This is a genomic window from Armatimonadota bacterium, from assembly GCA_025059775.1.
Taxonomy (GTDB): domain Bacteria; phylum Sysuimicrobiota; class Sysuimicrobiia; order Sysuimicrobiales; family Sysuimicrobiaceae; genus Sysuimicrobium.
Genome location: JANXCW010000009.1, coordinates 61,216 through 87,846 on the forward strand (window position 1 = coordinate 61,216; position 26,631 = coordinate 87,846).

Annotated in this window: 22 protein-coding genes; 11 read left to right on the plus strand and 11 right to left on the minus strand. The window is 69.4% G+C overall.

What is annotated here, in order from left to right:
• Positions 1-89 precede the first annotated feature (89 nt).
• The 8 genes from N0A24_08125 to N0A24_08160 are packed head-to-tail and all read right to left on the minus strand — an operon-like array spanning position 90 to position 10,059.
• Positions 90-2,237, minus strand: coding sequence for an FAD-dependent monooxygenase (locus N0A24_08125; protein ID MCS7173340.1), 2,148 nt, complete (start codon positions 2,235-2,237; stop codon positions 90-92).
• Positions 2,225-3,076 (minus strand): LLM class flavin-dependent oxidoreductase, encoded by an 852-nt coding sequence (locus tag N0A24_08130; protein MCS7173341.1) that lies wholly within the window; start codon positions 3,074-3,076, stop codon positions 2,225-2,227. Before N0A24_08130 ends, N0A24_08125 begins: the two co-directional genes overlap by 13 nt.
• A complete protein-coding gene (locus N0A24_08135; GenBank protein ID MCS7173342.1) occupies positions 3,076-4,632 on the minus strand; it encodes a benzoate-CoA ligase family protein in 1,557 nt (518 codons plus the stop codon). The genes N0A24_08130 and N0A24_08135 overlap by 1 nt, the downstream gene beginning before the upstream one ends.
• A gap of 11 nt (positions 4,633-4,643) precedes the next feature.
• Complete coding sequence (locus tag N0A24_08140; GenBank protein ID MCS7173343.1) at positions 4,644-5,420, minus strand: SDR family oxidoreductase; 777 nt, start codon at positions 5,418-5,420, stop codon at positions 4,644-4,646.
• A 46-nt stretch (positions 5,421-5,466) separates the two neighbouring features.
• Entirely contained in the window at positions 5,467-6,969 is a 1,503-nt protein-coding gene (locus N0A24_08145; GenBank protein ID MCS7173344.1) for an ATP-binding cassette domain-containing protein, read from the minus strand.
• Positions 6,966-7,946: a branched-chain amino acid ABC transporter permease gene (locus N0A24_08150; GenBank protein MCS7173345.1), complete on the minus strand. Its 981-nt coding sequence runs from the start codon at positions 7,944-7,946 to the stop codon at positions 6,966-6,968. The genes N0A24_08145 and N0A24_08150 overlap by 4 nt, the downstream gene beginning before the upstream one ends.
• A gap of 1 nt (position 7,947) precedes the next feature.
• The gene (locus tag N0A24_08155) at positions 7,948-8,880 is read right to left on the minus strand and encodes a branched-chain amino acid ABC transporter permease (GenBank protein ID MCS7173346.1); all 933 of its coding nucleotides are present in this window, start codon (positions 8,878-8,880) and stop codon (positions 7,948-7,950) included.
• Between the two features lie 3 nt (positions 8,881-8,883).
• Positions 8,884-10,059 carry an ABC transporter substrate-binding protein gene (locus N0A24_08160; GenBank protein ID MCS7173347.1) on the minus strand — a complete coding sequence of 392 codons (1,176 nt, stop codon included), beginning with the start codon at positions 10,057-10,059 and terminating at the stop codon, positions 8,884-8,886.
• 170 nt (positions 10,060-10,229) lie between these two features.
• On the opposite strand from N0A24_08160, the gene N0A24_08165 reads away from it, so the two are divergent.
• The 7 genes from N0A24_08165 to N0A24_08195 are packed head-to-tail and all read left to right on the plus strand — an operon-like array spanning position 10,230 to position 15,968.
• Positions 10,230-11,435 carry a multidrug effflux MFS transporter gene (locus N0A24_08165; GenBank protein ID MCS7173348.1) on the plus strand — a complete coding sequence of 402 codons (1,206 nt, stop codon included), beginning with the start codon at positions 10,230-10,232 and terminating at the stop codon, positions 11,433-11,435.
• 8 nt (positions 11,436-11,443) lie between these two features.
• A complete protein-coding gene (proB, locus tag N0A24_08170) occupies positions 11,444-12,607 on the plus strand; it encodes a glutamate 5-kinase (protein ID MCS7173349.1) in 1,164 nt (387 codons plus the stop codon).
• On the plus strand, positions 12,604-13,857 hold the full coding sequence (locus N0A24_08175) for a glutamate-5-semialdehyde dehydrogenase (GenBank protein ID MCS7173350.1): 1,254 nt from the start codon (positions 12,604-12,606) through the stop codon (positions 13,855-13,857). Before proB ends, N0A24_08175 begins: the two co-directional genes overlap by 4 nt.
• A 13-nt stretch (positions 13,858-13,870) precedes the next feature.
• Complete coding sequence (locus N0A24_08180) at positions 13,871-13,999, plus strand: hypothetical protein (GenBank protein ID MCS7173351.1); 129 nt, start codon at positions 13,871-13,873, stop codon at positions 13,997-13,999.
• Between the two features lie 18 nt (positions 14,000-14,017).
• Positions 14,018-14,332 (plus strand): peroxiredoxin family protein, encoded by a 315-nt coding sequence (locus tag N0A24_08185; protein ID MCS7173352.1) that lies wholly within the window; start codon positions 14,018-14,020, stop codon positions 14,330-14,332.
• Positions 14,329-14,844 (plus strand): 5-(carboxyamino)imidazole ribonucleotide mutase, encoded by a 516-nt coding sequence (purE, locus tag N0A24_08190; GenBank protein ID MCS7173353.1) that lies wholly within the window; start codon positions 14,329-14,331, stop codon positions 14,842-14,844. Before N0A24_08185 ends, purE begins: the two co-directional genes overlap by 4 nt.
• Entirely contained in the window at positions 14,841-15,968 is a 1,128-nt protein-coding gene (locus N0A24_08195; protein ID MCS7173354.1) for a 5-(carboxyamino)imidazole ribonucleotide synthase, read from the plus strand. The genes purE and N0A24_08195 overlap by 4 nt, the downstream gene beginning before the upstream one ends.
• On the opposite strand, the gene uvrC is transcribed toward N0A24_08195, so the two are convergent.
• Entirely contained in the window at positions 15,944-17,827 is a 1,884-nt protein-coding gene (gene uvrC / locus N0A24_08200; GenBank protein ID MCS7173355.1) for an excinuclease ABC subunit UvrC, read from the minus strand. The two genes, N0A24_08195 and uvrC, sit on opposite strands and share 25 nt — an antisense overlap.
• A 21-nt stretch (positions 17,828-17,848) precedes the next feature.
• On the minus strand, positions 17,849-22,087 hold the full coding sequence (locus N0A24_08205) for a DEAD/DEAH box helicase (GenBank protein MCS7173356.1): 4,239 nt from the start codon (positions 22,085-22,087) through the stop codon (positions 17,849-17,851).
• A gap of 27 nt (positions 22,088-22,114) precedes the next feature.
• Here N0A24_08205 and N0A24_08210 point away from each other — a divergent pair, with 27 nt between their 5' ends.
• From N0A24_08210 to N0A24_08225, 4 genes are read left to right on the plus strand one after another with little or no spacing between them, the layout of a single operon-like run.
• The gene (locus N0A24_08210) at positions 22,115-22,960 is read left to right on the plus strand and encodes an ABC transporter permease (GenBank protein ID MCS7173357.1); all 846 of its coding nucleotides are present in this window, start codon (positions 22,115-22,117) and stop codon (positions 22,958-22,960) included.
• Positions 22,960-24,129, plus strand: coding sequence for an ABC transporter permease (locus N0A24_08215; GenBank protein MCS7173358.1), 1,170 nt, complete (start codon positions 22,960-22,962; stop codon positions 24,127-24,129). Before N0A24_08210 ends, N0A24_08215 begins: the two co-directional genes overlap by 1 nt.
• A gap of 47 nt (positions 24,130-24,176) precedes the next feature.
• Positions 24,177-24,791, plus strand: coding sequence for an ABC transporter ATP-binding protein (locus tag N0A24_08220; protein ID MCS7173359.1), 615 nt, complete (start codon positions 24,177-24,179; stop codon positions 24,789-24,791).
• Positions 24,788-26,170, plus strand: a complete 1,383-nt coding sequence (locus N0A24_08225; protein MCS7173360.1) for a hypothetical protein — start codon at positions 24,788-24,790, stop codon at positions 26,168-26,170. Before N0A24_08220 ends, N0A24_08225 begins: the two co-directional genes overlap by 4 nt.
• Here N0A24_08225 and N0A24_08230 read toward each other — a convergent pair.
• Positions 26,157-26,588, minus strand: a complete 432-nt coding sequence (locus tag N0A24_08230) for a cation-translocating P-type ATPase C-terminal domain-containing protein (GenBank protein MCS7173361.1) — start codon at positions 26,586-26,588, stop codon at positions 26,157-26,159. The genes N0A24_08225 and N0A24_08230 overlap by 14 nt on opposite strands.
• Positions 26,589-26,631 lie beyond the last annotated feature (43 nt).

Here is a 26,631-nt window from a genome sequence, read left to right on the forward strand (position 1 = left end):
CCGAAGGGGCAGAACCCCGGGCCCCCACCGCGGGCGATCCCCACCCTCCTCCGGGCCCTCCGGGAACAAGCACCACCGTCCCTCCCCTCTCAGGAAACGAAAGGTTGTGGACTTTTGTCAACCAAGCCCTCATCCAGGTCCAGCACGCAGAGATCCACCCGGCCGCTTCCCACCAGGGCGTTGGCCTCGCTCAGGGCAATTCCCCCGCCTGCCAGCACGGGGACTTCCACCTCCAGGCGCACGACCTCCGCATACGGCACCAGATACCCCCGGCCGTAGACGGGGTTGTCCGCGGGGACGGTCTGGCCTGCGGTGACCTCCACGAGGTCGCAGCCCGCTTCCCGGAAGGCCCGGGCGATGGCGAGGCCTTCCTCCTCCGTGATCCCGCCCCGGGCCCGGTCCGTGATCGGGAGTGCCACCCCGAGGGGCCCTGCCCAGGCTTCCCGTACGGCCCGGAAGACCTCGAGAGGAAACCGCAGCCGGTTTTCGAAGCTCCCGCCGTATGCGTCCTCCCGACGGTTGGTGAGGGGCGAGAGGAAGCTGGCCAGGAGATAGCCGCTTGCAAAGTGGAGGTGCAGGAGATCGAACCCCGCCTGGGCTGCGAGCCGTGCGGCCCGCACGAAGGCATCCCGCACCCGCTCCATGTCCGATGGATCCATGGCTCGGGGGACGGGGCCATCGGGATGGTAGGGGATGGCACTGGGAGCCAGGAGCTCCCAGGGCTCCGCCAGGGGAAGGTCCAGACCGAACCGGCGGGGCCGGGTGGCTCCCCGGCGTCCCGCGTGTCCCAAAACCGCGCCGATCCGGGAGCCCTCCGCGTGCACGGTCGCCACGACTCGCCGCCACGCCTCCGCGTGCTCTCCCCGGTACAGGCCCGCGTCCTCCGGGGTGATGCGACCCTCCGGGGAGACCGCGAGGATCTCCGTGAGCACGAGCCCCGCGCCCCTAGCCGCGAATCCGCCTAGGATCCGGTGCTGCGCTTCGTCCGGAAGGCCCTCCAGGGCCCCGCAGGCGCCCGCGGGCCGCAGGACGATCCGGTTCTCCAGTCGCAACCCCCGCAGGACGAACGGCAGGTGGATGGGGGGCCGGGCCAGCCGTACGTCGTCCCACTCCGAGGCCAGACGGGCTTCCACCCGTTGCACAAAGCGCGCATCCCGCACCCTCAGGTCGTCGTAGGAGACGCGGCCGCTGCGGGTGAGGAGGTAGAGGGTCAGGCGGTAGGGATCCAGCCGCAGGGCGCGCGGGGTGGTCTCAAAGGTTCGCTGGCTCTGGGCCGCGGCCCGCTGGAAGGCCTCCACCACGGGTCTGCGTTCCAGCTCGTACGCAGCCAGGGCCATCTCCACATCCTCATGGTCTAGGAGGGCCCGGGCGAGGGCGATGGCGTCCTCCATGGCCAGCTTCGTGCCGGAGCCGATGGAGAAATGGGCGGTGTGGGCCGCGTCTCCCAGGAGCACTACCCGGCCATGATGCCAGGTAGCGGTGCGCAGGGTCGGGAACCGGATCCAGCGGGAGTTGTTGGAGAGGAGGGGAGCTCCCCGCAGTACCTCCTCGAAGACCTCCGCACACCGCCGCAGGGTTTGCACCTCGTTCGCCCCCTCCAGCCCCGCCCGCTTCCAGGTGTCCTCCCCGCACTCCACGATGAAGGTGCTCATGCAGCCCTCATAGGGGTACGCGTGCGCCTGAAAGAGCCCCCATTCGGTCTGCTGGAAGACGAAGGTGAAAGCCCCAAAGGGACGGGGCGTGCCCAGCCAGATGTACCGTGTGCGGCCCGAGGTGATCCGGGGTCGGAAGACCTCCGCGTACCAGGACCGGACCACGCTGCCGACCCCATCCGCACCTACCAGGAGGTCGTACGGCGGCAGATCCTCGGGTTGCCGGACCTCCGTACGGAACCGCAGCACCACCCCCAGCTCCGCGCATCGCCGCTGGAGGATCTGGAGCAACGCGGTGCGGGCGATGCCTGCAAACACATGTCCCCCGCAGCGCACCCGCTCCCCGTGCACGTAGACGTCGATGGCGTCCCAGAGGACGAACCGCTCCGTGATCTCCCGGTACGTGGGCTCGTCCGCCTCCCGGAACTCCGCCAGGGTGCGGTCGCTGAACACCACGCCCCACCCGTAGGTGGCGTCTGGGGGGTTGCGCTCCAGCACGGTGATCTCGTGGTGGGGGGTTGCTTTCTTCAGCAGCAGGGCCAGATATAACCCGGCCGGCCCACCGCCCACGATCACCACACGCACGCCAGGGCCTCCGCCAGGCGATCCACCTGGTCCAGATCGGCCACCGCGGGCATGAGCACAAGTTCGTCGCAACCGGCGGCCGCATATCCTTCCACGAACTGCACCACGGCCTGCGGGGTCGTCAGGAGCTGCCCGACGATGCGTTCCACCATAGGACCCGTAAAGGCATAGTAGTCCCGCATGTACCGGATTCCGCGCTCCCGGGCTTCCTCGCCCAGGACGAAATATCCCTGGCCCCAGAGCTCCGGCCGGCCCGGCCGGCCAGCTTCAACCCACGCCATGCGGGCAACCTCCGCGGCCCGGGCGAAGGCCCGGGGCGGGCCTCCGCCGTGGAAGTAGCCCTGGGCATACCGGGCGGCCCGGGCAAAGGCCTCGTCCGCGAACCCCCCCACGAGGAAGGGCGGGCCTCCCGGTTGGGCCGGCGGCGGACCCACCGTTCCCTCCTCCCAGATGCGTCGCAGGGCCCGCAGCTGCTCCGTGAGCCGGCTCCCCCTTCCCCGGTGGTCGATCCCGGCCACCAGGTAATCCTCCTCCCGGGCCCCTACCGCGAAGCCTACCACCAGCCGGCCGCCTGAAAGTTGATCGAGGCTTGCCAGCTCTTTGGCGAGCAGCACAGTGTTGCGCAGGGGGGAGACCAAAACAGCGGTGACGAGCTTCACCCGCTGGGTGACCGCGGCGGCCGCGGTGAGGGCCAGCAAGGGGTCGTAGCTGTCGTAGGCCACCCGGTCGATGACCGCGAGGCTACTGAAGGGGGCGGCTTCGGCCCGCTGTGCCCACCGCACCACCGCCCCTCCCCGCACGCCCGGAACGCCGCTGGGAAGGCCGATGCCGATGCGCACTACCCGCTCTCCCGGAGCTGCCTGCGATCGACCTTCCCGCTGGGCGTGCGGGGGAGGGCCTCCACAAACCGCACGTCCCGGGGGGCCTTGTGGGGGCTCAGGTGGGTGCGCACGTGTTCCTGGAGCGCCCGGGCCGTCTGGGGATTCGCCTGAGCCGGATCCCGCAGCACCACGTAGGCCCGGGGCAGCGTGAGGCCCTCCTCTGTGTACGGCACCACCGCGCACTCCACCACCAGGGGGTGGCACAGCAGGCACTCCTCGATCTCCTGCGGCGCCACCCAGATTCCGCCCACCTTGAGCAGGTCGTCCACCCGTCCCTGGTACCAGAAGTACCCGTCCTCGTCCTCCCGGAAGAGGTCTCCCGTACGGACCCAGTTGCCGTGGAAGGTGCGCGTGGACTTGCCGCGGTCCCTCCAGTACAGAAGCGCCGCGGTCTCCCCCCACACCCACAGCTCCCCCACCTCCCCCCGGGGGAGGCGGTTGCCCTCCGGATCCCGCACCTCCGCCCGGTAACCTGGACAGGGGCGGCCCACGCTCCCCGGCCGGACCTCGCCCGGGCGGTTGGAGATGTAGATATGGTACAGCTCCGAGGACCCGATCCCATCCACCACCTCCACCCCGAACTTCTGCTTCCAGCGGTGATACAGCTCTGCGGGCAGGGCTTCCCCGGCGGAGGTGGCCAGGCGCACGCACGACAGGTCGTAGCGGTCCGCGTCCGGGTGGTTCACCATGGCATTGATCATGGTGGGAACCTGTACGAGGATGGTAGGGCGGTAGCGGGCGATGAGCTCGAAGATGCGCTCTGGAGTGCTGCGCTCCGGGAACACGACACCTGCGGCTCCCACGCCGAATGGGAAGAGGGCTGCACAGTCCCTGGCGTATCCGAAGAAGAGCTTGGGGACGGGGAGCACCACGTCCTCCGGAGTGTAGCGGATCACCTCCTGCGCGTAGTTCCAGAAGCTCAAGTACGGGGCGTAGTGGCAGTGCACCACCGCCTTGGGCCGGCCGGTGGTGCCCGTGGTGAACTTCCACAGGGCGAAGTCATCCTTGGTGGTGTCCTCCCCCACCATCTCCGCGGGGGCTTCCGCCACCAGCCGCTCAAAGCGGGCCTCTCCCTTCTCCAGATCCTCCACACCCACCGCCAGGATCCAGCCCCGAAAGCCCACCTGCCGGGCTGCTTCCCGGATCTTCCGGTGGGTTACCGCGTCCGTCACCACCACCCGCGGCCGAGCATAGTCCAGGTAGTAGGCGTAGTCGTGGGGATGCAGGAAGGTGTACACCTCCGCGCTCACGGCCCCCAGCTTCAGCACCGCGTACCAGGTGGCCACGAACTCCACTCCGTCCGAGAGGGCCAGCAGAACGCGATCTTCCGGCTCGACCCCGAGTTCCCGGAGCACGTTTCCCACGCGGTTGGTGAGGTGCGCCAGCTCCCCGTAGGTCACGGCCCGATCCCCGCAGTACAAGGCGACGCGGTCCTGCCGGCCTTCTTCGAGGTGGCGATCCAGGAAGTAGCGGGTCACGTTGAAATGCTGGGGCACGTCCTCGTACGTCACCATCTCCCTTCCCCCTAGGACAGCACACCACCCCCGTCTAGGACGATGCCCTGTCCGTTGATCCCTCCGGCCGCGTCCGTGCAGAGGTAGGCCACCAGGGAGGCGACCTCCTCCACGGTGAACAGACGCTTCTGGGGGCTGCTGTTCTCCAGGGCCCGGCGGACCTCCTCCGGGGATCGACCCGTGCGGGCGCTGATCCGGCGGATGTTCTCCAGGGTCATGTCCGTCTGGAGGTAGCCGGGGCAGATGGCGTTCACGGTAATCCCTCGATCCGCGTACTCCAGAGCCACGGAGCGCACAAGCCCCAGCAGGGCGTGCTTGGAGGTGGCGTACGCGGCCGTGTAGCGGGAGGCCACCTTCGCCAAGACGGAGGCCACGGCCACGATCCGCCCCCATCCGACCGCGAGCATATCGGGAAGGACTGCCTGCATGGCGTAGAGGGCACCGGTGACGTTGGTGCGCAGGTGGCGCTCCCACACCGCATCCGTGATCTCCCCGAAGGGGTGGCTCTCCGCGATCCCCGCCGCATACACCAGGACGGTCACGGGTCCCAGAACCTCCCGGGCCTGGGCCACCGCGGACTCCACGGCCTCCCGTATCGCCACGTCGCACGGGAGCCCGAGGGCCCGCCCTCCCATCTCCCGGATCTCCCTCGCCACGGCCTCCACCTGCGGGGCCGTGCGGGCGGCCACGGCCACCCGGGCGCCCCGACGGGCCAGCTCTAGGGCACAGGCGCGCCCCACTCCGCGTCCGCCACCCGTGACAAAGGCCACCCGATCCTGCAGATCCATCCCCATCCGTGTTTCGACGGAGCAGGGCAATCTCCCTTGCGGAAGCTCATACGCTCAGGTAGCGCTGCCACAGGCCTGGATCCGCCCGCAGGGCCTCCGACGGTCCCGACCACACCACCTGTCCCCGTTCCAGGATGAAGTGATGGTGGGCGAGATCCAGCAGGCGATCCACGTACTTGTCGATGAGGAGGATGGCAATTCCCTCCCGGTTGAGTCGCTCCAGGCACCGCCAGATCTCCTCCCGTAGCACGGGCGAAAGCCCCTCCGTGGCCTCGTCCAGGATCAGCAGGCGTGGGTTGGTCATCAGGGCCCGCCCGATGGCCAGCATCTGCTGCTCACCCCCGGAGAGGTGGGAGCCCAGGTGGTTCAGCCGGACCCGCAGCCGAGGAAACAGTTCCAGCACCCGGTCGAGCGTCCACGGGCGGGGGGATCCGCTTCGGTTGGCGGCAAACGCCAGGAGGTTCTCCCGCACCGTGAGGTTCGGGAAGACCTGGCGGCCTTCCGGAACGAGGGCGATGCCCGCGGAGGCGATGCGGTCGGGGGATCTCCCCTGGATCTCCTCCCCGCAGAAGACCACCCGTCCGGCCCGGGGTGGAAGAAGGCCTAGGATGGCGCGGACGGTGGTGGTCTTGCCCATACCGTTCCGGCCCAGGAGGGTCACCACCTGGCCCGCGGGAACCTCCAGATCCACCCCCCACAGCACCGGACTCGGGCCGTAGGAGGCCTCTAGCCCCTCCACCCGCAGCAGGGGCTCCCCCCTCGGTATTCCCCGCGGCCCGGAAGGGGCGGAGGGAGCGGTCCCTGGAGTGCGCGTCTCTCCGAGGTACGCCCGATGCACCTCCGGGTTTGCTCGTACCTCCTCCGGGGAGCCGCTCGCCAGCACCCGCCCGTCCACCAGCACCGTGATCCGATCCGCCACGGAGAACACCACGTCCATATCGTGCTCCACCAGCAGCACCGTCGCCTGACCCCGCAGGCTCCGGATCAGCGCCACCATCCGCAGGGATTCCTCCCGGCTCATGCCGGAAGTGGGTTCGTCCAGGAGCACCAGCTTCGGACGGCACGCGAGCGCCATGCCCACTTCCAGCTGCCGTCGCTCCCCGTGGGAGAGGGCGAGCACGGGGACATCCGTGCGCTCCCCAAGTCCCACCCGCGCCACGTACCCGCGCGCCTCCCGCTCGAGCTCCACCTCCCGGCGCACCGGGTGCCAGAACCGGAAGGAGCTCCCGGTACGCGCCTGTACCGCGAGGCGGAGGTTCTCGAGCACGGTCTGCCGGGAGAAGAGGTTCGTCGCCTGGAAGGTGCGGGCGATCCCCCGCAGGGCCCGGGCGTGTGCAGGCAGATGCGTGATATCGTGCCCTTCGAAGAAGATCCGGCCCTCCGTGGGCGACAGGACACCCGCCACCAGGTTGATGAGGGTGGTCTTCCCCGCGCCATTCGGCCCGATGAGGGCATGCACCTCTCCTCGCTCAACCGCAAGATCACACCGCCACAGGGCAAGCACACCCCCGAACCGCTTCGTGAGGCCCCGCAGCTCCAGGACCCTCATCGGGGTCTTCCCTCCAGGAGGCCCGCAAGACCTCGGGGCGCCAACAGGACCACCAGAAGCAGCACCCCTCCCACGGGCAGCTGCCAGTGGATGGTGGCCGCGTGGAACGTCTCCTCCAGGGCCACCATGGCTGCGGCTCCCACCACTCCGCCCCAGAACCTCCCCACCCCGCCCAGGATGACCATGAGGAGGAAGGCGCCGGATTGCGGCCAAGCGAGCATGGCGGGGGAGACGTACTGGGTATGGTGGGCCATAAGGACCCCCGCCAGGCCCGTAATGGCTCCGGAGAGCACGAAGGCCACCAGCTGAAACGGATACGCGGGGAAGCCGATGGCCACGGCCCGGGCCTCGTTGTCCCGGATGGCCTGCAGGGCCTGGCCGAACCGAGCGTGCACCACCCGCCACAGGACTCCCAGACACGCTGCCAGGAGGAGGAGGGTGAGGTAGTAGAGCCCTACATCCCCCAAGGGAAATCCAAGGTCCGTGCGGGGCGCCCGGAGCCCGTCCTGGCCACCGTACTGCTTGAGAGAAACCACCCCATAGTACACCATCTGGGCGAACGCCAGGGTGATCATGATGAAGGAAAGGCCCCGGGTGCGCAGGCACACGGCGCCGATGAGGAGCGCCGCGAACGCGGCCATGAGAACCCCCGCGGGCCAGACCACCCAGGCGGCGCGGATGCCCTCCCGCGCCAGCACGGCCACGGTGTAGGCTCCAAGCCCGTAGTAGGTGGCATGCCCGAAACTCACGAGTCCCCCGTAACCCAGCACGAGGTTGAGGCCGCTGCAGGCAAGCCCCAGAATCATGGCCCGGGTGATCAGGTTCAGGTAGAACTGCCACCCGAAAGCCTCCGCGAGGACGGGAAATCCCACCAGCAGGATCCCTGCCGCGACAAGCCCCCTCCGGCCCGCCACGCCCTGTGGAGCTGCCATGGCAGTGCGGCGGGCTTGGGAGACCAGGATCGGACGGGTCCGCATCCTACGTCCGGACGGGGAACAGCCCCTGCGGTCGCAGGAAGAGGACCGCGGCCATGAGCAGATAGATGAGGATAGAGGCCAAGGCGGGACCCAGATTCGAGGCCACCTCTGGAGGCAGGAGGCGCATGAAGAGCGGCGGGAGAAGGGCCCGGCCCGCGGTGTCCACGATCCCCACCAGGAGCGCGCCCACCAGCGCCCCCTTCACCGAGCCGATGCCCCCGATCACGATCACCACGAAGGCAAGGATGAGGATTTCCTCCCCCATCCCCACCTGCACCGCCAGGATGGGGCCCAGTAGACCCCCCGCCACCGCGCACAGCCCCGCACTCATCCCGAACACCACGGTGAAGACCCGCTGGATGGGAACCCCCATGGCCTGGACCATGGCCCGGTTGGAAGCGCCGGCCCGCACCCACATCCCCAACCGGGTCCGGTGGATCAGGAGGAAGAGCAGGGCCGCGAGGCCAGCACCCACTCCGATGAGGAACAGACGGTATGCGGAGTAGCCCAGGCCCGGGAGAAGGAGAACCGGTCTAGCCAGCTCCTGGGGCACGGTGAGCAACAGGGCCTGTGGTCCCCAGATCATCCGGACTCCCTCGTTGAACATCAGGATGAGGGCAAAGGTGGCCAGAACCTGCGTGAGGTGATCCCGGGTGTAGACCTGTCGGAGGACGGAGATCTCCAGCAGGACGCCCACCACCGCGGTGGCCGGCACCGCCAGGGCCACACCGGCCCAGAAGGACCCCGTGGCACGTGCCAGGGTGGCGGCGAAGTAGGCTCCCAGCATGTACAGGGAGCCGTGCGCGAGGTTCACCACATCCATAATGCCCAGGACCAGGGTGAGGCCGGAAGCGAGCAGGAAGAGCATGAGCCCCAGCTGGAGCCCGTTCAGCAGCTGCTCCAGAACGAGGGCGGTGGGAAAACCGGAGGGCATCCCCTATGGAAGCCTGCACCGGGAGACGTAGGCGTCCCCGTGATTGCGGAAGATGGTGCCCCGCAACCGATTCACGATCTCACCGTTGGGCAATTCCACCACCTGCCGGAGGTAGTAGTTCTGGATGGGATACCCGTTCCGGTTGAACCGGACCCGGCCCCGGGTGGTGTCGAACCCGGAGAGAATCGCCCGCCGGAACTCCGCCTTGCGGGAGAGGTCCCCACCGACCGCCCGAAGCCCGTGGTCCAGGGCCAGGGCCGCGTCGTACCCCTGGGAGGCGTACAGGGTGGGGATGCGGCCGTAGGTGCGGCGGAAGTCCTCTACGAACCGGCGGTTGATGGGGTTGAAGAGCTCCAGGGCCCAGTGGGAGCTGTTGAACACCCCCACCATGGGCCGGCCCACCGCCCGGATCACGTCCGCATCCGCGGAGAACCCGGGAAGCAGAAGCGGAATCTGCTGCAGCAACCCCGCCTCCGCATACTGCTTGATGAAGTTCACGCCCATGGCCCCTGGGTAGAAGGCGTACACGGCCGTGGGGGCCGCGGCCCGGATCTGTGCGATCTCCGCGGAGTAGTCCAGCTGTCCCAGTCGGGTGTACAGCTCCCCGATCACGCGCCCTCGGTAATACCGCTTGAACCCCGTGAGAGCGTCCCGGCCCGCGGGGTAGTTGGGAGCGAGGATGAAGGCGGTCTCGTAGCGCTTCAGCTGGGCATAGTGTCCCATGGCCTCGTGCATGTTGTCGTTCTGCCAGGCCACATTGAGGAAATAGAAGTTGCACTGTTCCCCCGCGTACTCGGAAGGGCCCGCGTTGGGGCTGATGTAGAAGGTCTGGCTGCCGAACACCAGATCCCCCACCGCCAGCAGGACGTTGGAGAAGATGATGCCCGTCATGAAGTCCACCCGGTCCCGGCGCAGCATGCGCTCCACCGCGGTGCGGGCCACGTCCGGGTTCTGCTGGTCGTCCGCCACGAGCACCTCCACCGGGAGACCTCCCAGGCGGTTCCCCAGATGCCGCAGGGCCAGGTTGAAGCCATCGAGGACATCCTGCCCCAGGGCTGCCCCACCGCCCGAGAGGGTGCTCACGAACCCGATCCGGACGGTGCGGGGCTGGGCCCCGGCGGGAAGGACCACCAGCACCGCCACGGCCACCACGAGATGGACAAACGCCCGACTCCGCATGGCCCCCTCCGAATCCCTGTGTGCAGACGGTCTTGCACCTCCACGCCGCCCGCCTTTGCTTACTTTTGTACATCACCGGTCTCCTTCCTCCGTCAACCCCCTGACTTCCCCTGACCCGGGAGGTTGCGGCGGCCCCCCGGAGGCGTCGTACACTTCAGGTTGTGTCCCTGGTGGAACTCACGGTCCTGCTCGGGCTCCTGATGGCTCTGGTGGCCTTCGGCGTGGACGCCATGCTGCCGGCCCTCAGCGCCATGGCCCGGGAGTACGGGGTGACGGAAACGCAGGCACAGCTGGTGGTGGGCGTCTACCTCATGGGGTTCGCCCCCGGGCAGCTCCTCTTCGGGCCCCTCAGCGACCGCTACGGCCGGCGGGGGGTACTGCTCTCCGCTCTGGGGGTGTTCACGGCCCTGAGCTTCCTCATGCCCCTGGTGCGATCCTTTCCCCTCCTCGTGGCCCTGCGGTTCTTCCAGGCCTTCTTCGGCTCCAGCATGCGGAGCGTGGGAACTGCCTTGGTGCGGGACCGCTATCAGGGGGAAGCCATGGCCCGCGTCCTCTCCTTCATCCAGATGGTCTTCCTCGTGGTCCCCATCCTGGCACCCTCCGTGGGGACGCTGCTCTTGGGCCTAGGATGGCGGGCGGTCTTCCTCTTCCTCGGAGGCCTAGCTGCACTCCTCCTCGGATGGGCCGGGCTCCGGCTCCCGGAGACCCTACCTGGTCCGCACCGCCGTCCCCTGAGCTACGCCTCCCTGCGGGAAGCCCTCCGTCTTCTCCTCCGGGCGCCCGAGAGCCGGGTGGCCGCCCTCCTCCTCACCTTCAGCTATGCCATGCTGCACGCCTACCTCCTGAACGCCCCGCAGCTCTACAAGACCCACCTTGGGCTGACGAACCCGCAGTTCGCCCTGGCCTTCGGGGGAACCGCGGCGTTCCAGAGCCTGGCCATGCTCTGCACGGGTCTTCTGGTCCACCGGGTCGGGCTCCGGGCTTTCCTGCGGTGGTCGCTGCTCTGCCTCTTCGTCTCCGCCGCCCTCTTCCCTCTTCACGCACTCCTTCTGCGGAACCCGGTTCTCATCTGGCTGCACACGAGCCTCGTGTTCTTCGGCATCGGGCTCGTGTTCCCCAACGCCATGAGCCTGGCCATGGAGCCCATGGGGAGCATCGCGGGTTTTGCCAGCAGCGCGGTGGGGTTCGGCAGCGGGCTGCTGGCGAGCTTCCTGGGCACCGCCCTGGGCCAGTGGGCAGGGGGAGAGCCCTTCCGGCTGGGGGTGGGGTGGTTCCTCCTGGGCCTAGCGGCCTTCCTCTGCGGCCTGTGGGGACCACTCCGGGTCCCGTCCTCCGTCCCCCGACAGGCCTCCCCCGCGGACGAGGTGGTATCTTGAAGGGGAGCATGGGAGTTCACCACGCTCCCTTCGATCCCTCCACGTGCCGCCGGGTGGTGGTGAAGGTCGGAAGCGCCCTCATCGCGGATCCGGCCTCCCGGGCGATTCCGCGCCTTGCGGGCGAACTCGCGGAGCTGCGGCGCGGGGGACGAGAGGTGGTGGTGGTCTCCTCCGGTGCGGTGGCCTTGGGCACCGCGCGGCTGAAGCTCCCCACCCGGCCCCTCTCCATCCCCGCCAAGCAGGCGGCGGCCGCGGTGGGCCAGCCGCTCCTCATGCAGGCGTGGGCGGAAGCCTTCGGGCGCCACGGCCTGGCAACGGCCCAGGTGCTCCTCACCGCCTTCGACCTCGCGGACCGGGCCCGGTTCCTCAACGCCCGGCACACGGTGGAGACCCTACTGCGGTGGGGAGTCATCCCCGTGGTAAACGAGAACGATACCGTGGCGGTGGAGGAGCTGAAGTTCGGTGATAACGACCACCTCTCTGTCCTCCTCGCCACCCTGGTGGGTGCAGACCTTCTCCTGGTGCTCTCCGATGTGGAAGCCCTGTACGATCGGGATCCCCGCATACACCCGGACGCCCGCCCCATCCGGAGGGTTGATCGGGTGGACCGGGAGCTCCTGGCCCGGGCCGGGGCCGAGCCCGGGGAGGTGGGCACGGGCGGAATGCGCTCGAAGCTGCTGGCCGCGGAGAAGGCCCTCGCCGCGGGGATTCCCATGTGGTTGCTGCCTGGCCAACGCCCGCACGTGATCCGGGAGGCCCTCTCGGGAGCCCCCGTGGGAACCCTCTTCTGGAGCGCCCAGAGGCGGTACTCGGGACGGAAACGGTGGCTGTACCAGCTGCCGCGGCCTGCGGGAGAACTTCTCCTGGACGCGGGGGCGGCCCGGGCCCTCCGAGAGGAGGGCGCCTCGCTTCTGCCCGCGGGGATCCTGGGCGTGCGGGGGGAGTTCGGCGTGGGAGACCCCGTACGCTGCCTGGATCCCCAGGGGCGGCTCGTGGGGGTGGGGCTGGTGAACTACAGCGCCAGCGAGATCGAGCGCATCAAAGGAGCCCACACCCGGGAGATCGAGACCCGGCTGGGCTACAAGCACTCCGATGAGGTGATCCACCGGGATCACTTCGTGCTGGCGGGGGATCTGGAGGCAGAGGCATCCTACACGGGAGGGGTGCGATGATCGAACTGGCGAGCGAGCTGCGGCAGATGGGAGAGCGGGCCCGTGCAGCCGCACAGCAACTCCTGCGGGCTTCACCCGGGGCCAAGCAGCGGGCCTTGATGCGGACCGCGGAGCTGCTGGAGGCTCGGTGGCCGGAAGTCCTGGAGGCCAACCGCAAGGACCTGGAGGCCGCCCGGGGGCTCCCGAAGCCCAAGCTGGAGCGGCTGCGGTTGGGGGATCGCCGCCGGGACGACCTCGCAGAAGGCCTGCGGCAGATCGCTTCCCTTCCCGATCCCGTCGGGGAGATCGAGCAGATCACCGTGCGGCCCAACGGTCTCCTCGTGGGCCGCATGCGGGTGCCGCTGGGCGTGATCGGGCTGATCTATGAAGCCCGGCCGGATGCCACGGTAGAGGCCAGCGCGGTGGCCCTCAAGGCGGGGAACGCCATCCTCCTGCGGGGCGGAAAAGAGGCCCGATACAGCAACGAGGCCTTGGTGCGTCTGATCCGCCAGGCCCTGGAGGAATCCGGCCTCCCCCCGGACGCGGTGCAGCTCCTGCCCGCGGGAGATCGGCAATCGGTGCTGGAGATGTGCCGGATGGAGGGCGTGCTCGACCTCCTCATCCCCAGGGGCGGGGAGGAGCTCATCCGGTTCGTACAGGAGCACGCCCGGGTCCCGGTGCTGGCCCACGCCAAGGGGGTAAACCACCTCTACGTGGACGAGGAGGCGGATCTCGAGATGGCGGTGCGCATCGCGGTGAACGCCAAGGCCCAGCGTCCCGCAACCTGCAACGCCCTGGAGAAGGTGCTGGTGCACCAGACGGTGGCGGCTGCGTTCCTGCCTCGGCTGGCGGTCGCCATGCGGGAGGCGGGGGTAGAGCTGCGGGGCTGTCCCCGCACCCAGCGGATCCTGCCGCACGCAATCCCCGCCCGGGAGGAGGACTGGAGCACAGAGTACCTGGATCTGGTGCTCGCCGTGCGGGTGGTGGACTCCTTCGAGGAAGCCCTCGCGCATATCGCCCGGTACGGCTCCCGGCATACGGAGGCCATCGTGACCCGGAATCACGACCGGGCCCTGCGCTTTCTGCGGGAGGTGGACGCCTCCCTGGTGTTGGTGAACGCCAGCACCCGGTTCAACGACGGGTTCCAGCTGGGCCTGGGCGCGGAGATCGGAATCAGCACCACGAAGCTGCATGCCTACGGGCCCATGGGCGTTCGGGAACTCACCACCACCAAGTTCGTGGCCCTGGGCCAGGGACAGGTGCGCACCTAGAAGAGGGATCACCGTGGCACGGTTAGAGGTGGGAAGCCCTGCTCCGGAGTGGACGGCCGAAGCCCTGGACGGCGGGAGGGTGGGGAGTGCCACCCTGAGGGGAAGGCCAGTCGTCCTGGTTTTCCTGCGAGGCCTTCGCTGACCCTTCTGCCGGAAGCACCTGGCGCAGTTGCGCCAGCACTACCAAGCGTTTCGGAGCCGGGGAGCGGAGGTGGTGGCTATCGGTCCGGAAACACGCCCTGCCATGGCAGAATACTGGGCCGCGCAGGGAATCCCCTTCCCGGGGATCCCGGATCCCGAGCACCGGATTGCGGAACGCTTCGGCCAGGAGGTCCGTCGGAGCCGGTTCGGCCGGCTCCCCGCCCTCCTTGTGGTGGACGCAGGGGGTACCGTGCGGGCCGCGTGGTACGGTCGATCCATGCGGGATCTCCCGGACCCTCAGCGCATCCTCGCCGTGCTGGAAGACCTCCCATGAGGAATCCTCCTGCCCAAACCCGTCCGCTCGTAGGGGTCATCATGGGATCCTCCTCCGACTGGGAGACCATGCGGCACGCGGTAGCTACCCTCGAGGCGCTGGGAGTCCCCCATGAGGTGCGAGTCGTGAGCGCCCACCGCACCCCGGAGCTTATGGCGGAGTACGCGCGGAGCGCGGAAGAGCGGGGGCTCCTGGTGATCATCGCAGGTGCAGGCGGGGCTGCCCACCTGCCGGGCATGACCGCGGCCCACACGGTGCTCCCCGTGCTGGGCGTGCCCGTGGAGTCCCAGGCCCTGCGGGGCCTGGATTCCCTGCTCAGCATCGTGCAGATGCCCGCGGGCGTACCCGTGGGAACCCTGGCCATCGGGCGGGCCGGAGCCATCAACGCCGCCCTTCTTGCTGCCAGCATCGTGGGGCTCAAGCATCCAGAGGTCCTGGATCGGTTGCGGCGGTACCGGGAGGCCCAAAAGCAGGAGGTGCTGGCCCACCCGGATCCCCGCACGGAGAGATGAGGATCGGGGTTCTCGGAGGCGGTCAGCTCGGCCGGATGCTGGCCCTCTCAGGGTATCCGCTCGGCTTCTCCTTCCGGTTCCTGGACCCTTCTCCCGAAGCCTGCGCGGGACAGGTGGGGGAGCTTCTGGTCGGAGACTACCGGGACGAAGCCCTCCTGCGCCGGTTTGGGGAGGGCCTCGAGGTAGTCACCTACGAGTTCGAGAACGTGCCTGCGGAGGCAGCCCGATCTTTGGCGCGGTGGCTTCCCGTCCATCCAACCCCCAAAGCCCTGGAAGTGGCCCAGGACCGGCTCACGGAAAAACGATTTTTCTCCTCGCTCGGGATCCCAACACCCCCCTTCTGCACGGTGGAAAGCCCGGAGAACCTGGAGGCGGGGGCGGCGCAACTGGGGCTTCCGGCCCTCCTGAAGACCCGGCGCGGCGGATACGACGGCAAGGGCCAGATCCTCCTCCGGGGTCGAGAGGACCTGGATCCCGCATGGGCGGCCCTGGGCGGCCGGGATCTTATCCTGGAGCGACTCGTGCCCTTCGACCGGGAGGTCTCTCTCCTGGCGGTGCGGGCTGCAAGCGGGGAGGTGGCCTGCTATCCACTCGTAGAGAACCACCACCGGGAGGGAATCCTGCGGCTTTCCCTGGCTCCCGCCCCGGGGCTCACCCCCGGGCTCCAAGCGAAGGCTGAGGCGTACGCCCGGAGGGTCCTGGAGGCCCTGGGGTACGTGGGGGTAGTAGCCATCGAGTTCTTCCAGGTAGGGGAGGAACTCCTCGCCAACGAGATGGCGCCCCGGGTGCACAACAGCGGGCACTGGACCCTGGAAGGGGCCGAGACGAGCCAGTTTCAGAACCACCTGCGGGCCATCGCGGGACTACCGCTCGGCTCCACCGCGCCGCTGGGCGCGAGCGCCATGGTGAACCTCATCGGCCAGAAGCCAGACTTCCGGAAACTCCTCGCCCTGCCCGGAGCCCACCTCCACTGGTATGGGAAATCGGTGCGGCCGGGCCGGAAGGTAGGCCATGTTACCCTGCGGGCGGATTCGGAGCAAGCGCTCCGCCAGCTGCTCCCGCAGCTGGCGGAGCTCCTGGGAGAGCCCCTTCCAGCTCCCTACCGGATGGCCTCCTCCCGGTAGGTGGGGAGTTTGCGGGTCTGCAGGAACGCCAAAACCTTACGGGCCACCTTCGGCCCCACCACCGCTGCCACCTCCTCCTCACTGGCCTCCCGCAGGCGGCGTACGGAGCCGAAGTGCCGGATGAGCTCCCGCTTCCGCTTCTCGCCCACTCCCGGGATCTCGTCCAGCACCGAGTACACGATGCGCCGATCCCGGAGCTTCCGGTGGTAGGCGTTGGCGAACCGGTGGGCTTCATCCCGCACCCGCTGCAGGAGCTGGAGGGCCACGGAGTCGGGCGGGAGTCGGAGGGGGTCGGGAGTATCCGGCCGGTACACGAGCTCCTCCCGCTTGGCGAGGGCTACCACGGGGATCCGCATCCCGAATGCGGAGAGGACTTCCAGGGCAGCCTGGAGCTGCGGCCGGCCGCCGTCCACCAGGATGAGGTCCGGGAGCACGGACCACCTGGGCTTGAGGGTTGCGCCCTTCTGTAAGGCCTCCGCTTCCTCCCGGGCGTTTTCGAGCCGGCGGTGCAGGGCCTCCCGAAGCATGGCCACGTCGTTGGGCCCGGGCATGGATCGGATCCGGAACCGGCGGTAGGCCTCCTTGCGGGGCCGCCCTCCCTCGAAGGTCACCAGACAGGCCACCGCCTCCCCGGACTGAAAGTTGGAGACGTCATACCCCTCGATGCGGAAGGGCGGATCCACAAGGCCCAGAACCTGCTGCAGCGCCCGCACCGCAGACCCCTCCCGGCCCATCAGCCGCACCCGCTCCTGCTCCAGATGCACCCGGGCGTTCTCTCGAGCCATCTCCACCAACTCCCGATCCGCCCCCCGCTCCGGCACCGCCACCCGAACCGGCTCCCCCCGCCGTGCCTGGAGCCATTGGGCGATAAGCTCCTGGTCCTCCACGGGCTCCGGGATAAGCACCTCTGGAGGAATCGTGGTGGCGTGGGCGTAGAACTGCTCGAGGAAGGTGCGCAGGACCTCCGCGGCGGTGTGGTTGAGGGCGCCCGTAAGGGAAAAGTGCTCTTGACCCACCAGCCGCCCCCCGCGCACGAAGAAGACCTGGGCGCAGGCGTCGTCCCCGTCCGTGTGCACCGCCACCACGTCCCGATCCAGTAGACCCGGGCCGGAGGTGCGCTGGCGCTGCCCGATGGCCTCCATGGCCCGGATCTGGTCCCGCAGAGCCGCGGCCCGCTCGAACTCGAGGCGGTCGGCGGCCTCCTGCATCTCGCGCCGCAGGGCTTCCAGCACCGCTTCCTGCTTTCCTTCCAGGAACAGCACCGCTTTCCGAACCTGCTCCCCATACTGCTCCTGGGTGGCGCCCCAGGCTACGCAGGGTGCGGTGCACAGCCCCATGGCATGATCCAGGCAGGGCCGGGGCAAGGATCGATCGATCTCGATCCGACAGCTGCGCAGCCGGAATAGCTTCCGGATGGTGCGGATGGTGCGGCGCACCAACTTCGGCTCGTGGTAGGGATAGGGGCCGAAGTAGCGGGCGCCGTCCTGCACGATCCTCCTGGTCATCATGATCTTCGGATAGGGCTCGTTGGTGATCTTGATGTAGGGATAGGCCTTGTCGTCCGCCATCCGCACGTTGTACCGGGGCCGGTGCTGCTTGATGAGGTTCGTCTCCAGGACCAAGGCCTCCACCTCGTTGGCGCACACCACCACGTCGAAGTCGAAGACCTTGGTCATGAGGTGTCGGATGCGGGGGGAGGGAGCGGTGCGGAGATCCTGGAAGTAGGTGCGCACCCGGTTCCGCAGGGACGCGGCCTTCCCCACGTAGATCACCCGCCCCGCCCGATCTCGGAGGAGGTACACCCCGGGCTGGGCCGGCAGCGCCCGCAGCTTTTCCTCCAGGTTCGGCGCATGGTCCATCGCCCTTCCATCATACATGGGCTACATCGCGGTGGTCCCGCCCACCGTGGGCGCTGTAGGAGGCTGCACGAGCCGCAGCAGCGCCCCAAGGGGAGCGCTCTTCACGGGCACGCCGTTCCGGAAGGCGATCCACAGATCCGAAAAGGGGGAGATGCGCTCTCCGGGAACCAGAATCCCCACCAGGTTCAGAGGGTCTGCGGCCGAGACCACCACCGTCTCCGGGTGACCCGGTGTGCGCCGCACCGCCCGCAGCGCCTCCACGGCCTCGGGGAGTGCGTACTGCTCGCCCGCAAACCCGCTGACGAATCGGCCGCCCCGGATCCTCCCCTGCAGTTCCCAGCGCCGGTACACCCGTACCAGATCCCGCCACGGCGGGGCCGCCCGCTCCCTCGCCAGCACCTCCCGGAACACCACCCCGTAGCGCCGCAGCAGGTGCTGCGCGATCCGCTCCGTGCGCTCCGGCTCCGGAACCTCCTCGGTCGGGCGCCACAGGGCCCAACGGCCCACGGGCAGGGACCGACCGTAGAGTCCACCAGGGAGTGCCCGCAGCCCCCGCCGCCTGCGGCCCCGGCGCAGGAGCTGCCGTAACCCCCCCACGCCATCCCCGCTCACGAGTCCCGCGGCCACGAGTTCCCACAGAGCCGCCTCCACCTCTGAGGGAAGCCGGCCAATGGCCCGGGCGATGTCCGAGAGAAAGGAAGCCCCGTGGGCTTCTAGGTACGCCAGGGCGTCCCGGGCCGTCCCCCCTAGTCCGATCAGGCAGGGCTCGGCCGGACGGACGTACACCGCCAGGTCCTCCCGGAGCAGGAAGGCGATCGGAGTCGTGCGCACCACGCCCCGGCGCCGCCGGACCCTGTCCGATTCCGGACCGCCGTTGGGCACGATGCGGCCCCAGGCGATGACCCCGCCCAAGCAGAGGGCCTCCAGGTCTGCGGGATTGTAGGCGGAGACCCGCGCGGGCAGGACGCTGGTCTCCCACGCTTCCGCCGGGAGTTCCAGGCCCTGGAGCTGGCCGATCACCTCGAGGAGACCTCCGCGGCCATGGAGCTGGGTGCCAGGATGCACGTGCTGCCACCGGAACAGAAACCGTATAAAGTCTGCGGGGGTTACCGGTTCGATCTCCCGTCGTAGCCGATCCACGGTGAGCCGGTGGATTCGGGCTAAGAGGGTGCGCTCGCACCACTCCTCCTCCTCAACCCCCGGGCTGTAGTGCCCTCGCAACACGATCCCCACCCCTTCCAGGGCTGCAAGGGCAGCCGATACCTCCCCTTCCGGGAGGCCGAGCCGCACCGCGAGGGCCGGGACCGTGGTGGGGCCCAGGCAGGGCATCCAGCCCCGCACCACGGCCAGCACCGCCTCCTCCCGGGTCGGCTGCGGCAGGTCCGGAGGGATCTGGGGCTCCGGGAGGAAGTGGGCCTGCGGCCAGATGGCCCTCACGAACGGCACCCGCTCGACGGCCACGTATGCCCGGAGCCTGTCCATTGCAGCCACCGTGGCCCGCCCCTGGCAGAGGAGTGCTTCCGCAACCCCCCTCCACGAGTCCGCCTCCTCCAGGGGGAGGAGTACCAGGGTATGAAGGAGGTCATGCAGCTCGTCAGGGTCCCGCACGTCTGGCGCAACCTGGGCCCGCACCTCCGCCACGGCCTCGGGATCCAGGGCCCCTGGGCCCCGGGCGAGGTCGGGATCCACCCGCCGCAGCTGCACGGCCCGCGCCCGCCGTTCCTCGAGAGGGGCATCGTCGAGGAACGCGTAGGGATTCGCGTTGAGGATCTCGTGGGACATCGCGGACGGCTGCGGGGTCTCCACGGCCACGGTGCGGATCTCGCCCCGCTCCATGCGCTCCACGATCTCCACCAGGCGAGCGAGATCCATCGTCTCCTGAAGGCAACTGCGAAGGGTCTCGTTCACCAGCGGGTGGTCCGGCGGGGTGATGGGGCCCATGCGGTTGTCCTGGCAACCCACCTGGTCCGGAAACACCGCGGCCAGGAGGTCTTCCGCCTGCATGCGCTGGATCTGGGGTGGCACCTTCCGGCCGCCCCGCTGACGGAGGAGGGCCAGGGCCCGTTGGGCGTTCTGCCGCCACCGCGTGCCGAAGAGTGGGGACTGCAAGGTGGCCTGGAGGAGATCCTTCCCCACGGTCTGAGATCGGACGAAGGAGAAGATGAGCTCGAGAGGGAAGCTGTGCTGCGCGCCCAGGGAGAGCACGATGCCGTCGTCCGTGGCCGCGGCCTGCAGCTCGAAATCGAAGGTCAGGCAGAAGCGCTTGCGGAGGGCCAATCCCCACGCCCGGTTCACCCGAGCGCCGAAGGGCGCATGGAGCACGATCTGCATCCCGCCCGCCTCGTCGAAGAACCGCTCCGCCACCACGCACGTCTGGGTCGGTACACATCCCAGCACCGCCACGGTCTCCCGCACATAGTCCACCAGCTGCTCGGCACCCGCGGCATCCAGGCCGGTCTCCTGCGCGAGCCACGCCACCGCGCGTGCCCGGTCCTGGATCCGGGCAGCCACCTCCGCCCGTAGATCCGAGACCGCTTGGGAGAGCTCCCAAGTGCGGGCCGGCGCTTCGCCTAGCCAGAAGGGGATGGTGGGCGGGGCTCCGTGGGCGTTCTCCACCCGTACCCGGCCGCTGCTCTCCACGCGGCGCACCCGCCAGGAGGTGTTGCCCAGCAGGAACACGTCCCCTGCTTGGCTTTCGATGGCGAAATCCTCGTTTACCCGGCCGATGAAGGCCTCGTCGGGCTCCGCGATCACATCGAAATCGAAGGTCTCCGGGATCGTTCCCCCGCAGGTGAGGGCGACCATCCGGGCACCCCGACGGGCCCGCACCACACCGTTCACCCGGTCCCGGTGCAGCAGCGCCCCGGCCCTCCCCCGGCGCGCGGCGATCCCCTCGGAGAGCATCTCCAGCACCTGCTGGAACTCCCGCCAGCTGAGATCTCGGTACGGATAGGCCCGCCGCACCAGCGCGAACAGATCCTGCTCAGAGATGGGTTCTGAAGCCGCGATGGCCACCATCTGTTGGGCCAGCACATCGAGGGGTTTTTCCGGGAGGATCACTTGGTCTAACACCCCCCGACGCACAGCCCACACCGCGGCCGCACATTGCACCAGCTCGTCGCGGGTGAGAGGGAAGAGCACGCCCTTCGGCACCCGGTTCACGCCGTGCCCACTCCGGCCCACCCGCTGGAGAAGGGTGGAGATGGCCCGGGGAGCGCCCACGTGGCAGACGAGGTCCACGGAGCCAACGTCGATGCCGAGCTCCAGGGAGGCGGTGGCCACCACCACCGACAGCTCCCCCTGCTTGAGCCGGCGCTCCGTCTCCAGCCGCAGGGTGCGGGCGAGGCTCCCGTGGTGGGAGGCCACCCGGCCCTCGCCCAGCCGCTCCGTGAGCCGATGGGCCACCCGCTCTGCGAGCCGGCGCGTGCTCACGAACACCAGGGTGGTGCGGTGCTGCCCTGCGAGCTCCGCGATCCGGTCGTACACCTCCGTCCAGAGTTCATGGGTGGCGACAGGTCCCAGGACCTGCCCGGGGAGCCAGATGGAAAGGTCCCAGCTCCGCTGCCATCCCGCGTCCACGATGGCGCAACGTGGGGAGCCGTCCGGCCCGCACCGGGCCCCGCCGACCAGCAGCCGGGCCAGCGTCTCCAAGGGATGGGCAGTGGCGCTGAGCCCGATGCGCTGACAGGGTCGTCCCGTGAGGGCATCCAGCCGCTCCAGGCTGAGGGCGAGGTGTGCCCCCCGCTTGTCCTGGGCTATGGCGTGGAGCTCATCCACGATCACCGTGCGCGTACCGCGCAGGACCTCCCGGCTGCGGGGCGCGGTGAGCAGGAGGTAGAGGGATTCGGGGGTCGTCACGAGGATGTGTGGAGGACGGCGGATCATCCGGTCCCGCTCGCGGGGAAGCGTATCCCCCGTGCGCACCGCCACCCGGACCTCCGGCACCCACACCCCTAGACGTCCCGCCAGCTCCCGGATCTGCTGAAGGGGTTCGTGCAGGTTGCGGTGGACGTCGTTGCTCAGGGCCCGCAGGGGCGAGACGTACACCACCTGGATCTGATCCGGAAGCAACCGCGAGGAGAGGAGCCCGCTCAGGGACCACAGAAAGGCCGCGAGGGTCTTGCCCGAGCCCGTGGGTGCCGCGATGAGGGTGTCCTCGCCTGCGGCGATGGCAGGCCAGCCCAGCCGTTGGGCCGGGGTGGGCTCGGGGAACCGTTCCCGGAACCAGCGCGTCACGAGGGGGTGGAAGGACAGGTCCATGGGACCATTTTAGACGGAGCCGGCCGGATGCGGCATCATAGGGACGTGGCACGCTCTAGCCTGCTGGTGGCGCTCCTGCTCCTCCTGGCCCTTCCCGGGATCGCGGACGAGCGCGAGGAGGTTGCGGTCCCGGAGCGGACGGCCAAGCGCCTGGGGATCCGGGAGGGGGACACGGTGGAGGTGGCCGCGGACCCTGGGATGCGGAATCCCCGCCAGGTGCGGGTGGCGGTGGTGTGGAGCTCCAAGGAGCACCCCGCGGAGGTGGCCCGAGAGGAGCTGCGGATGGTGTTCCGGCTGCCGTTCCTGGAGACCCTCACGGGTCGGACGGACGCCGTGGACCGGGTGGTGGTGCGGCTGCGGCCGAATGTGGAGGCCCCGCGGATCCGGGACGACCTGGAGGCTTGGGGCGTGGGCTTCGACGCGTACACCGCGGAGGAACTCGCGGGCCACACCTCCCGAGCCTTCGTGGTGGTCTCCCGGTTCCACAAGGCCATTGCGCTGGTGACGTTGCTGGCAGGCGGTATCTTCCTCGTGGCGGTCACGGGCCTGCGTACCAGCGAGATGCGGCGGGAGATCGGAGCCCTGCGCCTTGTGGGGATCGGCCGGGGGACCATCGCCCTCGCGGTGGTGGGCATCGCCACCGGTGTGGCGCTTCTCGGCACCCTGCTGGGACTGGGTATCGGGGCGGTCCTCGTGGCCGCCATCAACGCGTACTACCAACCCCTCTTCGAGACCTCCCTCCAGTTCGCGGTGCTGGAGCATCGGACGATGCTGGGGGCGGCGGTGTTCTCGGTGCTGTTGGGGATCCTCTCGGGCATCGCGGTGGCCGTGCGGCTGCTGCGGGAGCCGCCGCTTCAACAGGTGGGGCGCTAGTGGTAGCGTTTCTGGCCTTCCGTTCGTTGCGTCGCTCCCCCGCCCGCACCCTGCTTTTGCTGGCGGGCATCACCCTCTCCGGAAGCCTCCTGTTCGACATGACCATGCTGGGCTCCGGGCTGGTGGAAAGCTTCAGCGGGGTCCTGGGACGCCTCGGTTACGAGATCCGGGTTGTCCCCCGGGGCACCCTCCCCCTCTCCTCCACCCTCCTCGTCCCCCATGCCTCCCGGATCGCCGCGGCCCTCGAGGCCCATCGCGACGTGGCGTGGGTAGTCCCCATGATCGCCACCCAGCTGTACGTGGAAGCCGGGGGGAAGCGCCTCAGCGCGGTGGCCTACGGCATCCCAGGCCGCCTTCCAGGCCTTGTGCGCACGGAGGCGGATGTCCAGGAGGGCATCGTGGTCAACGCCGCCCTCGCCCGGGAGCTGCGGATCCGGCCGGGGAGCCGCGTGCGGCTCAGCACCCGCCTGAGCCCGCAAACCCTCCTGCCGCAGGCCTCGGCGATGGTCCGCGTGGCTGGGCTCGGGGAATTCCCGTTCGACCTGCGGGGGCAGCGTACCCTCGCCATCTCCCTCCGGACTCTGGAGGAGCTGCTGGAGACCCGGGACAGCGCCTCCTTCCTGGCGGTGAAGGTGCGGGAGGGAGCGGATCCCGAGATGGTGCGGGCATGGGTGAACCGGAGCTTTCCGGAGCTGGAGGCCCTTTCCATCCCGGCCCTGCTGCGGGCGGTGCGGGGGCAACTGCGGTACTTCGATCACTTCTCCGTCATCCTGAGCGGGGTGAGCCTGGTGGTGGCCACGCTGCTCGTAGGCACCGTGCTCACCCTCCAGATAGGGGAACGCCTGGGGGAACTGGCGGTGCTGCGAACCCTGGGAGTGCGGAGGGTGCGGCTCGTGCTGCTGGTGCTGCTGGAAGGGTTCGTGCTGGCCGCGGCGAGCTGTCCCCTGGCATTGGGCATCGGGCTCGGGCTGAGCGAGCCCCTCGATGCCATCCTGCGGGCCATGCCAGGGGTGCCGCAGGATCTGCGGTTCTTCGTACCCTCGAGCGCCGCGGCCCTGCGCACCGCGGCGCTTCTGCTGGCCGCGGGGACCCTCGGTGCCGCCTATCCCGCCTGGGTGGCGGGAAGCCTACAGCTCGCCACCACCCTCCACCGGGAGGTGCAGGGGTGAGCGCGGTGGAGGTCCGGGAGGCCTGGCGGGTGTACCGGCTGGACGGGGTGGAGGTTCCGGCCCTGCGCGGGGTCTCCCTGGAGGTGCATCCGGGGGAGTTCCTGGCCATCGTGGGGCCTTCGGGCAGCGGGAAGTCCACGCTCCTGCACCTCATGGGCGGGGTAGACCTCCCCACCGCGGGGGAGGTCAGGCTCTTCGGGCGGCCCACCCACCGGATGACGGAGGCGGAACTGGCTCGGCTGCGGCTGCACCGCATCGGGTTTGTCTTCCAGCGGTTCTTCCTGCTCCCGCATCTCACCCTGGAGGAAAACGTCCTGCTGCCCATGCTGGAGGCCCGCCTCCCTGTACGGGAGCGACGCCGGCGGGTGGAGGAGCTTCTGGGATACGTGGGGCTTTTGCACCGACGGCACCACCGGCCAGGCCAGCTCTCGGGCGGAGAGATGCAGCGGGGAGCCATCGCCCGAGCTCTGGCCAACCGTCCCGCCCTGCTGCTCGCAGACGAGCCCACCGGAGAGCTGGACCAGCGGACGGGGCGGGAGATCGGGGAACTCTTCCGGCGCATCCACCGCGACGGGGTGGCGGTGGTGGTGGTCACCCACAACCCCGAGCTCGCTTCCCTCGCGGACCGGGTGCTCACCCTCCGGGACGGGAGGCTCGCGTGAACCCCGCCACCGCCTTCCTCATCGCCTCCCGGGCCTTGATGGCGCGGCCCCGGCGCACCACGGCGCTGCTGTTGGGCTACGGGCTCGGCGTAGGCGTCATGGTGGCCCTCCTCGCGGTGGGAGATGCCCTCCTGCTGCAGGCTCGGGACGAGGAGGTGGTGGCGGGTGGGGATTTGGTCTTGCTTCCGGAGGGCGTGGATCCCGAGGTCCTGAAGATGGGCGGGGTCACAGGGATGTACCTGGAGATCCCCAACGCCCGGCATCTGGTGCGGCAGATCCTGCTGGGTCCCCGCTACGCCTCCGCCATCGCCGCCGTCTCCCCGGAGATCACGGACCGGGTGGTGTATGTGCGGGTTCGGGGAGGGGTACACGCGGTACGGGCGAGCGGGATCCTTCCCTCCGCGGCGCACCGAGCCCGCAGTGCCCTCCGGCCTCCCGGGTGGGAGGATGCACCGGCAGATCGGGCGTGGCTGAACCCGGATCCCGCCCGTCTGCTGCACACGCTGGATCGGTTCCACGCTCCCAGCGGCCCCGCGTGGGCGGAGTGGTGGTACTTCAACTTCGCAACGCAGGACGGCACCTACGGGTACCTCTCCTTCATCGCGGACGCGGAGGGCAGGGCCATGGTGGGCGCCACGGTGCGGCGGGCGGATGGGGCGTTCGTGCGATGGACGGAGCGGCACCGGGCGACAGTGCTCCCCTTCGGCGGCAACACGCCCACCCTGCGGTTTGAGGCCGGGCCACACCGCGCGGAGCTGCGTGACGGCAGGTACCGCATCCGGCTGCGCCGTCCCGGGTTCACCGCGGAATTGGAGATCACGCCACAGCCGGGCTTGTACTTCCCGCCCGTGGAGTGGCGGTCCGGGAAGTTCCGGTCCGGATATGTGGTTCCAGCCCTGCGGGCGGAACTCCGGGGGCGGATGCGCCTGGGCTCTCAGGTCCTCCCCCTGCGGGGGACCGCCTACCACGACCACAACTGGGGAAACTGGGCGGGCGTGACGTGGGAGTGGGGGAGTGCGAGCACCCCGGACTACGCGCTGCTGTACGGGCTCGTGCGGCATCCCTCCCTGCAATACGGGGAGACCTTCGTGGCCCTGTACGCCACCAAGCCGCGTCCAGGTCTGTTGAGCGTCCTGCGGGGAACCCTTCCGGCCCGGGAGGGAGGGCAATCGGCCCCCACGCGGTTACGCCTCCGGGCCGTCAACGACGCCGGGGACACGCTTGCGGCAGACCTCGTGGTGCTGGACGCCCTCCCCAGCCGCGCGGGCCGCACCACCTTCTGGCAGCTCCGTGTCCGGTACCGGGTTCGGGGGATGGTGGCGGGCCGATGGGTGGGCCTGGACACCCTGGGGTTTGCGGAGACCTTCACGGAGCGATGATGCCCCGCCGCACCGCCTTCTCCACCTCTGAGGCGGTAAACACCAGGATTCCGGGCAGAAGCGTAAGGGCGAGGGCGTAGGGGTCCAGCGGAAGAGTCCGGAAGATCCCCTGGAGGGGCGGCAGGTACACCACCCCCAGTTGCAGCACAATCCCCAGGGCCACCGCACCCGCGAGGGACCGGTTCCGCAGGGCGGTGCGCCACGCGGGCCCCTGGGTACGCAGGGCGTAGACGCTCCCGAACTGGGCAAAGGCGAGCCCGGTGAACACCATCGTCTGCCATCGAGGATCCCCGGCCGTGAGGTACCCCGCACCGATCCCCAGGGTCACTACCCCCATGAGGATCCCTCCCCAGACCACGGCCCACCCCGAAGCCCGATCGAGGATCGGTTCATCCCGACGGCGCGGTGGACGATCCATCACACCCGCCTTCCGCGACGTTGTCGAAGACCACCCTGCCCTC

What these genes read in the sequence shown, in the direction of transcription:
- N0A24_08135 (MCS7173342.1), bottom strand. Translation starts at nt 4,632, where the DNA reads ATGGTGACGTACGAGGACGTGCCCCAGCATTTCAACGTGACCCGCTAC.
- N0A24_08140 (MCS7173343.1), bottom strand. Translation starts at nt 5,420, where the DNA reads ATGGATCTGCAGGATCGGGTGGCCTTTGTCACGGGTGGCGGACGCGGA.
- N0A24_08145 (MCS7173344.1), bottom strand. Translation starts at nt 6,969, where the DNA reads ATGAGGGTCCTGGAGCTGCGGGGCCTCACGAAGCGGTTCGGGGGTGTG.
- N0A24_08150 (MCS7173345.1), bottom strand. Translation starts at nt 7,946, where the DNA reads ATGCGGACCCGTCCGATCCTGGTCTCCCAAGCCCGCCGCACTGCCATG.
- N0A24_08155 (MCS7173346.1), bottom strand. Translation starts at nt 8,880, where the DNA reads ATGCCCTCCGGTTTTCCCACCGCCCTCGTTCTGGAGCAGCTGCTGAAC.
- N0A24_08160 (MCS7173347.1), bottom strand. Translation starts at nt 10,059, where the DNA reads ATGCGGAGTCGGGCGTTTGTCCATCTCGTGGTGGCCGTGGCGGTGCTG.
- proB (MCS7173349.1), top strand. Translation starts at nt 11,444, where the DNA reads ATGGGAGTTCACCACGCTCCCTTCGATCCCTCCACGTGCCGCCGGGTG.
- N0A24_08175 (MCS7173350.1), top strand. Translation starts at nt 12,604, where the DNA reads ATGATCGAACTGGCGAGCGAGCTGCGGCAGATGGGAGAGCGGGCCCGT.
- purE (MCS7173353.1), top strand. Translation starts at nt 14,329, where the DNA reads ATGAGGAATCCTCCTGCCCAAACCCGTCCGCTCGTAGGGGTCATCATG.
- N0A24_08195 (MCS7173354.1), top strand. Translation starts at nt 14,841, where the DNA reads ATGAGGATCGGGGTTCTCGGAGGCGGTCAGCTCGGCCGGATGCTGGCC.
- uvrC (MCS7173355.1), bottom strand. Translation starts at nt 17,827, where the DNA reads ATGGACCATGCGCCGAACCTGGAGGAAAAGCTGCGGGCGCTGCCGGCC.
- N0A24_08205 (MCS7173356.1), bottom strand. Translation starts at nt 22,087, where the DNA reads ATGGACCTGTCCTTCCACCCCCTCGTGACGCGCTGGTTCCGGGAACGG.
- N0A24_08210 (MCS7173357.1), top strand. Translation starts at nt 22,115, where the DNA reads ATGCGGCATCATAGGGACGTGGCACGCTCTAGCCTGCTGGTGGCGCTC.
- N0A24_08230 (MCS7173361.1), bottom strand. Translation starts at nt 26,588, where the DNA reads ATGGATCGTCCACCGCGCCGTCGGGATGAACCGATCCTCGATCGGGCT.